We start from the raw sequence: 6277 nt of genomic DNA on the forward strand, positions 1-6277 counted from the left end.
CTCCGGTGACGTTGACCGCGAGCAGAGTCTCGATCGACGACGTCGGGGTGGTGCGCAGTGTGGCGGTGCGAGACACGATGCCCGCGTTGGCGATGGCGACGTCAACGCCCCCGAAGCGGTCAACGACCTCGGTGACGGCGCGGTCGAGGTCACTGCGCACACACACGTCGCCGACGACCCCCATCGCCGAGTGCGACGACATGCGCTCGGCGATCTGCGGCGTCTCGGGGTGGAGGTCCACGATCGCCACTCTCGCGCCCCGCCGGAGGAGTTCACGTGCGGTTGCGCTGCCGATGCCGCCGGTTCCCCCGGTGATGAGGACGACCTTTCCGCGCAGGTCGTAGGACGGACGCTTCATCGGATACCCCGCTTGGGGCGCATCGAGGCTGCACCGTTGCGGCGAATCATCGCGGCCGTCGTGGCAAGCCGACCTCGATCGAGGTCCGGCTCACGGCCGGCGCCCAGTCGGTGCAGTTGATCGGTGTTCCAACTGATGTTGAGCGCGCCGTCGACTGCCTTGACGTCGACGAATCTGCCTAGTACCCGGCGCATCCCGTAGCGCAACTCCCGGGTCTGCAGCACGTCTATGCGGTCCGACAGGATGGCGGCTGCGGCGTCGGGGGTCGTGACCGTCGGACGGGCGAGTCCGACGACATCGCAGTCACCGGCCCGCAGGGCTTCTTGGATGGCTGCGCGTGACCGAAATCCACCCGTGACTGCCAGCGGCACATCGCCTGCCAGTTGGCGCACCGTACGGGCGTAATCGAGGAAGTAGGCCTCGCGGTCGCGTGTACTGGCCGCGGCGGAGCCCGACATGGCCGGCGACTCGTAGTTGCCGCCGCTGATCTCGATCATGTCGAGGCCTTCGCCGGCCAGGGCAGCCACCACGTCGCGTGACTCGTCCTCGCTGAATCCGCCGCGTTGGAAGTCCGCCGAGTTGAGTTTCACGCTCACCGCGAACCCAGGCGACACCCGGGCGCGGATTCGGCGGACGATCTCGAGGAGGAACCGCATCCGTCGCCGAGGGTCGCCGCCCCACTCGTCGTCACGCAGATTGGTCAGCGGGGACAGAAACTGTGTGACCAGGTAGCCGTGCGCACCATGGACCTGGACGCCGTCGAATCCGGCCGTCTCGCAGACTGCGGCTGCCGTCACGAATCGTTCGATGATGTCCTCAATCTCGGCTGAGGTCAGCTCGCGCGGTGTCGGCGAACCGGGAAGACTCATCGGCACCGCACTCGGGGCCACCGGGATGTGGCCCAGCGCCAGCGGGTTGGACTGACGCCCCGGGTGATTGAGCTGCACCCAGATCGGAACGCCGGCGTCATGGGCAGACTTCGACCACCGAGTGAGTGCGTCCAGGTCACGGTCGTCCTCGATCACCACGTTGCCGGGCTCGCCCAACTGGGTGCGATCGACCATCACATTGCCGGTGACCAGCAACCCGTAGCCGCCTTGGCTCCACGTGCGGTAGAGCCGCTCCAGCCGGGTATCGGGCGAGTGCGCCGAGTCGGCCAGCGCTTCGCTCATCGCGGCCTTCATGAGGCGGTTGGGGAGCACCTGCCCGCAGGGCAGCGGCAGTGGGTCATGCGGAGAAGTCATCGCGTGGTCGTCCCTTGCTGTAGACGTTATTGGCGTACGGCTGTAATATTATGACTATAAGTTAATCGGCTATGATGCGCTAGGGCGACTTTCAGGTGACGACGGAGGGCATGAGCAGTGGCCAGGTACGACGCAGAGCACAAAGCCCAGACACGGCGGCGGATCATCGAGACCGCAGGCCGACGTTTCAAGCAGGACGGCATCGACGGTTCAGGTGTCGCTGCGCTCATGACTGATGCGGGGCTGACCAACGGCGCGTTCTACGCGCACTTCGAGTCCAAGGATGATCTCGTCGCCAACGTGGTCACCGACCAGTTGAGTACCCAGCGGGCCGTCCTGGCCTCGCTACCGGAGGGCCGGGCGGCGCTGGAGGAATTCGTGCGCGACTACCTCGCGCCACGTCATCGGGACGATCCGAGCACGGGCTGCCCCTCCGCCGCCCTGCTCGATGAGATCGGCCGCTGCGATGACGCCATCCGCGATTCCTACACCCAGGGCATGCAATCCATCGTCGACGTGATCGCAACGCACCTGTCGCCACACGACCCTTCCGCCGCGCGCACCAGCGCGCTCGGGCTGTTCACGGTTCTCGTTGCCACCCTGCAACTCGCACGCGCCGTCTCCGATCGGCAACTCTCCGACGACATACTCACATCCGGCATCCTGAACGCACAGATGCTCCTCGATTGTGAGCGACCTCCGTCTGTGCCGCGCCCCGGTGGATCGGGATGAAGTGCCGTGGTGACAAATCCCTCACTCGCACAACACCAATCGCGTTCCGGCAGGATTGCCGCCATCGAATCAACCACCATCGCCTACGCAAACGTAGGACAAGCCTGACTATCCCACACGGTGATGCTGATGCACTTTGCCGTTGGCCGGGATGAGGCCCAACTCTGATGAAAAACGTTGATAGTTATCTCGATGTGGTTGCCGCTGCCAGAACCGCGTCGTTCACCGCGGTCGGCGTAATTGCGACGACGGCTTTCTGGGCGCGACTGACGAAATCTAGCAGGTAGCGACGCTTAGGACGCCTCGATGTCAGCGCGTGATCGACGGCCTTCGTGACCTTTTTGGGATCGGCAGCAAGTTTTTGCAGACGTCCCAGCAACTTCCGACTCCCAGCGAGGTGCGACGCATACAGTCGGCGATGCTCGTCACTGAGTTGTTTGGTCATGCGGTCGTAGTCGTCGAGCGCGTCAGCCCACATATCGGTACGGATCGGCCCTGGCTCGATGAGTGACACGGGAATGCGCCACGGACGCAACTCCATACGGAGTGCATCGGCCAAGGACTCGATCGCGTACTTCGATGCGTTGTAGGCGCCGGTGCCCGGTGTGGTGAACAATCCACTGACCGACGACATGAATACCACCCGCCCCCGGGCGTTACGAATTTTCGGCAGCACCGCCTGCGTCACTGCGATCTGCGAGATGACGTTGATGTCGAGTTGCTGTGTCAGATCATCGAGGGATAACCCCTCGACCGGCCCGTTGACGATGATGCCCGCGTTGTTGACGACGCCGTTCAGCTCAGCGGGAAGCTGATCGGGAAGTGCTGCAATCGCGGACCGGTCGGTGATGTCGAGCGCGATCGCGTGAACATTGGGCAGGCGGTCGAGGCTGTTGAGGGCGGCGGCGGATCGAGCGGTGGCGTAGACGTTCCAGCCTCGCCGGCTCATGCGCTCGGTGATCGCCAGACCGATTCCTCTGCCTGCGCCGGTAACCAGTACGGAAGGCATCTGTTTCAAACCGCCTTCGCAGAAAGGCGCCGCTGCCAGGCAAGAAGGATCGGCACTCCGATAGTCTCGAGGGCGACCGCCCCCACGGTGACGGGGTGCGGTCGCCCGCGTTGCTGCCATGACCTCAGCCGCACCAGGCCGCCAATGGCGATGGTTGTCGCCGCGAAAGACAAGGCCGGCGAACGCTCGACTCGTCCGAGTTGAGACCAGATGACAGGTCCGACCGCGAATTTGAACACGTTGGCGTATCGGAGAGAACTGTCCACGGTCGGTGTCACATCGGGTGAGCCGCCCGGCACCCCCTGCGGGCCTCGAAGGATCTCACCGGCTGCGCTCGCCACGGGTATCGCCGCGAGCACCCCGAGCGTCCATTGCAATCTTCGCCGGCTGTCGCTACTTTGCTGCCTCACGCTCACTCCTTGTATACCGATCGGTGTACTAACTTCCGGCCGACGCTACACGCCTTTGCGCACGATGTAAACCTATCGGTATCCTTAGGTTTATGACCACCAAGCGTGAGGCACGCTCCACCGATGGGCGCGGCGGCCGCGGCGCACGACAGCGCATCCTCAACACGGCCACCGACCTGTTCTATCGCGAGGGCATCAACGCCACCGGGGTCGAACGACTCGCCAGCGAAGCGTCGGTGTCCAAACGAACCCTCTATCAACACTTTCCGAGTAAAGCGGCCGTCGTCGAGGAGTACCTGCGTTGCATTCAGCAACGCGTCGGTGACCCCATCCGTCCCGGCCCGGACGCCGCCATCCACACACCGCGCGAGCGGATACTCGCCCTGTTCGAGACCCCTTCAGCGGACGGGCAGATGCGCGGCTGTCCCTTCCACAATGCCGCCGTCGAGGCGTCCGAGGTCATGCCCGAAGTTCAAGACATCGTCCACGAACACATCGCGCCTACATCAAGGGCCTGATCAAGCTGGCCCGGCAGGCCGGAGCGGCCAACCCCACACTGCTGGGCAACCAACTCGGCCTTCTCTACGAAGGTGCAGCCGCCTTATCGACCTCGCTCGACGACCCCGCTCCCTGGACACACGCACGCAAGGCGGCGACGACGCTCATCGACCAAGCGATGAGCCAATGACGGTGGGGGCTACCGCCGGCGACGCCGATCTCGGGTTGCAGCCGGGCGGTGCTGGGATATGAGTTCGTTGAGGTGACGGGCGACCTGCTCGAGCGGTGCAGTCGACTGCGCGGCGCGGGAGAGTATTACCGCCCCTTCGAGCGCGGCGACGACCGTCGTCGACAACGACTGGGCTGCAGAGCGTTTAATGCCGTCTTCACTGAGCCTGTCGGCGAGTAATTGACCCCACTTCGCGAACACATCGGCTGCGGTGCTGGCCGCCTCGGGGGCTTCATCGCGACTGAACGCCGCCGCCACGACTGGGCAGCCACCTTCGAAGTCGGTACTGACCAGGATTTCGCTCCACACGCGGGTGAACGCCCCGACGGGATCCCGTTGCTCGATACAGCCACGCAACAGAGTCGTCAGCTCATCGCCCGCTGACCGCGTCGCCGCGGCGACCAGTTCGGCCTTGCCGCCGGGAAAGTTCAGATAGATCGACCGTCGCGTCACGCCGCTGCTCGACAGGATCTCCGCAATCCCAGTGCCGGCGACTCCGTGTCGCTGCATCAGCGTGGCCGTGGCTGACGTGAGCCGTTCGCGTACTCGCATGGCTTGCAATATACCATTCGGTCTACTACTGTGCTTTTTAGTCGGTAGACCGAACGGTATACCAATCGAGTCTCTGGCGATCTTCACCAGTAGAAAGAGATGATTGTGTCCTCCTTGGCCCCAGACGATTTCGCTTGGCTAACGGCAACTGAACAACTCGCGGCGCTCGCCGCCGGGGAGGTGTCCAGCGCCGAACTGGTCGAGCTGTATCTCTCGCGAATCAGCACGCACAACGGCTCGCTCAACGCGATCGTCACCATCGACGCGGACGCCGCGCGACGGGCAGCAATTGAGGCTGACGCGGCACGCTCGCGTGGAGATGACCTCGGACCCCTGCATGGCCTGCCAATCACAGTCAAGGACAGCTATGAGACGGCGGGTATGCGCACGGTCTGCGGTCGACCCGACCTAGCCGACCATGTGCCGACGCAGGACGCCGAGGCCGTCGCCCGACTACGTCGCTCCGGAGCCATCATCGTCGGCAAGACGAACATGCCCACCGGCAATGCCGACGTGCAGGCCAGCAATCCGGTGTTCGGCCGGACGAACAACCCGTGGGATCGTTCACGCACATCCGGCGGTTCAGCCGGCGGCGGCGCCGCCGCTACCGCGGCCGGGCTGACGAGCTTCGACTATGGGTCGGAAATCGGCGGCTCCACCCGGATTCCGGCTCACTTCTGTGGCCTCTACGGACACAAGTCGACATGGCAGTCTGTTCCATTGGTCGGCCACATCCCCGGTGGGCCGGGAAACCCTGGACGGTGGGGCGAAGCCGATATGGCGTGTGCAGGGGTGCAGGCGCGTGGTGCCCGCGACATCATTCCCGCATTGGAAGCCACCGTCGGCCCGCTGAATCCCGACGGCGGGTTCTCGTACACCCTCGCCCCGCCACGGGCCACAGTGCTCAAGGACTTCCGGGTCGCGGTATGGGCCGACGAACCCGACTGCCCCATCGACAAAGACGTCCGCCGAGCGATCGACGACGCCGTCATCGCGCTGCGCTCAGTCGGCGCACAGGTTGTTGAGCACCCCGCCAGCATCCCGGTAGATATCGCCACCTCACACGAGCTCTTCCTGAGCCTGGTCATGGCCGCCTTCTCGGTCGACAGATCCACGATCAGCCCACGCTCCGGCAGCGCCCTTGCCCTGCGCTCGCTCAGGCATCCCCGTGGTGATGCCGGAGCCGCACTGCGGGGCACGATCCAAAGCCATCGCGCGTGGTTGCTCCGCGACGCGGCGCGTCGA

Annotated in this window: 7 protein-coding genes and 1 pseudogene; 3 read left to right on the top strand and 5 right to left on the bottom strand. The window is 64.7% G+C overall.

Going from position 1 to position 6277, the window contains the following annotated elements:
* Positions 1 to 358: SDR family NAD(P)-dependent oxidoreductase (locus ACLP9N_RS16765; protein ID WP_442408478.1), on the bottom strand; the 358-nt coding region annotated here is incomplete at its 3' end.
* The gene (locus ACLP9N_RS16770; RefSeq protein WP_442408479.1) at positions 355 to 1602 is read right to left on the bottom strand and encodes an NADH:flavin oxidoreductase/NADH oxidase family protein; all 1248 of its coding nucleotides are present in this window, start codon (positions 1600 to 1602) and stop codon (positions 355 to 357) included. The genes ACLP9N_RS16765 and ACLP9N_RS16770, both read right to left, overlap by 4 nt.
* Positions 1603 to 1719: 117 nt before the next feature.
* On the opposite strand from ACLP9N_RS16770, the gene ACLP9N_RS16775 reads away from it, so the two are divergent.
* Positions 1720 to 2334 (top strand): TetR/AcrR family transcriptional regulator, encoded by a 615-nt coding sequence (locus ACLP9N_RS16775; RefSeq protein ID WP_442408480.1) that lies wholly within the window; start codon positions 1720 to 1722, stop codon positions 2332 to 2334.
* Positions 2335 to 2518: 184 nt separating this feature from the next.
* Here ACLP9N_RS16775 and ACLP9N_RS16780 read toward each other — a convergent pair whose 3' ends face one another.
* Both ACLP9N_RS16780 and ACLP9N_RS16785 read right to left on the bottom strand, forming a co-directional pair.
* The gene (locus ACLP9N_RS16780) at positions 2519 to 3343 is read right to left on the bottom strand and encodes an SDR family oxidoreductase (RefSeq protein ID WP_442408481.1); all 825 of its coding nucleotides are present in this window, start codon (positions 3341 to 3343) and stop codon (positions 2519 to 2521) included.
* 5 nt (positions 3344 to 3348) lie between these two features.
* Positions 3349 to 3753, bottom strand: a complete 405-nt coding sequence (locus tag ACLP9N_RS16785) for a DUF4345 domain-containing protein (RefSeq protein ID WP_442408482.1) — start codon at positions 3751 to 3753, stop codon at positions 3349 to 3351.
* A 92-nt stretch (positions 3754 to 3845) separates the two neighbouring features.
* Here ACLP9N_RS16785 and ACLP9N_RS16790 point away from each other — a divergent pair.
* A pseudogene (locus tag ACLP9N_RS16790) lies at positions 3846 to 4441 on the top strand (TetR/AcrR family transcriptional regulator).
* Positions 4442 to 4450: 9 nt separating this feature from the next.
* Here the strand turns inward: ACLP9N_RS16790 and ACLP9N_RS16795 are convergent.
* A complete protein-coding gene (locus ACLP9N_RS16795; protein WP_442408483.1) occupies positions 4451 to 5032 on the bottom strand; it encodes a TetR/AcrR family transcriptional regulator in 582 nt (193 codons plus the stop codon).
* 105 nt (positions 5033 to 5137) lie between these two features.
* Here ACLP9N_RS16795 and ACLP9N_RS16800 point away from each other — a divergent pair.
* Positions 5138 to 6277 (top strand): amidase (locus ACLP9N_RS16800; protein WP_442408484.1); only part of this gene is annotated, 1140 nt, incomplete at its 3' end.

Origin of the sequence: Mycobacterium sp., from assembly GCF_052144515.1 — a bacterium.
GTDB lineage: Bacteria > Actinomycetota > Actinomycetes > Mycobacteriales > Mycobacteriaceae > Mycobacterium.

Excerpts from the sequence above, each read along its gene's own strand:
- ACLP9N_RS16795 (WP_442408483.1), bottom strand. The coding sequence starts at position 5,032 with ATGCGAGTACGCGAACGGCTCACGTCAGCCACGGCCACGCTGATGCAG.
- ACLP9N_RS16770 (WP_442408479.1), bottom strand. The coding sequence starts at position 1,602 with ATGACTTCTCCGCATGACCCACTGCCGCTGCCCTGCGGGCAGGTGCTC.
- ACLP9N_RS16780 (WP_442408481.1), bottom strand. The coding sequence starts at position 3,343 with ATGCCTTCCGTACTGGTTACCGGCGCAGGCAGAGGAATCGGTCTGGCG.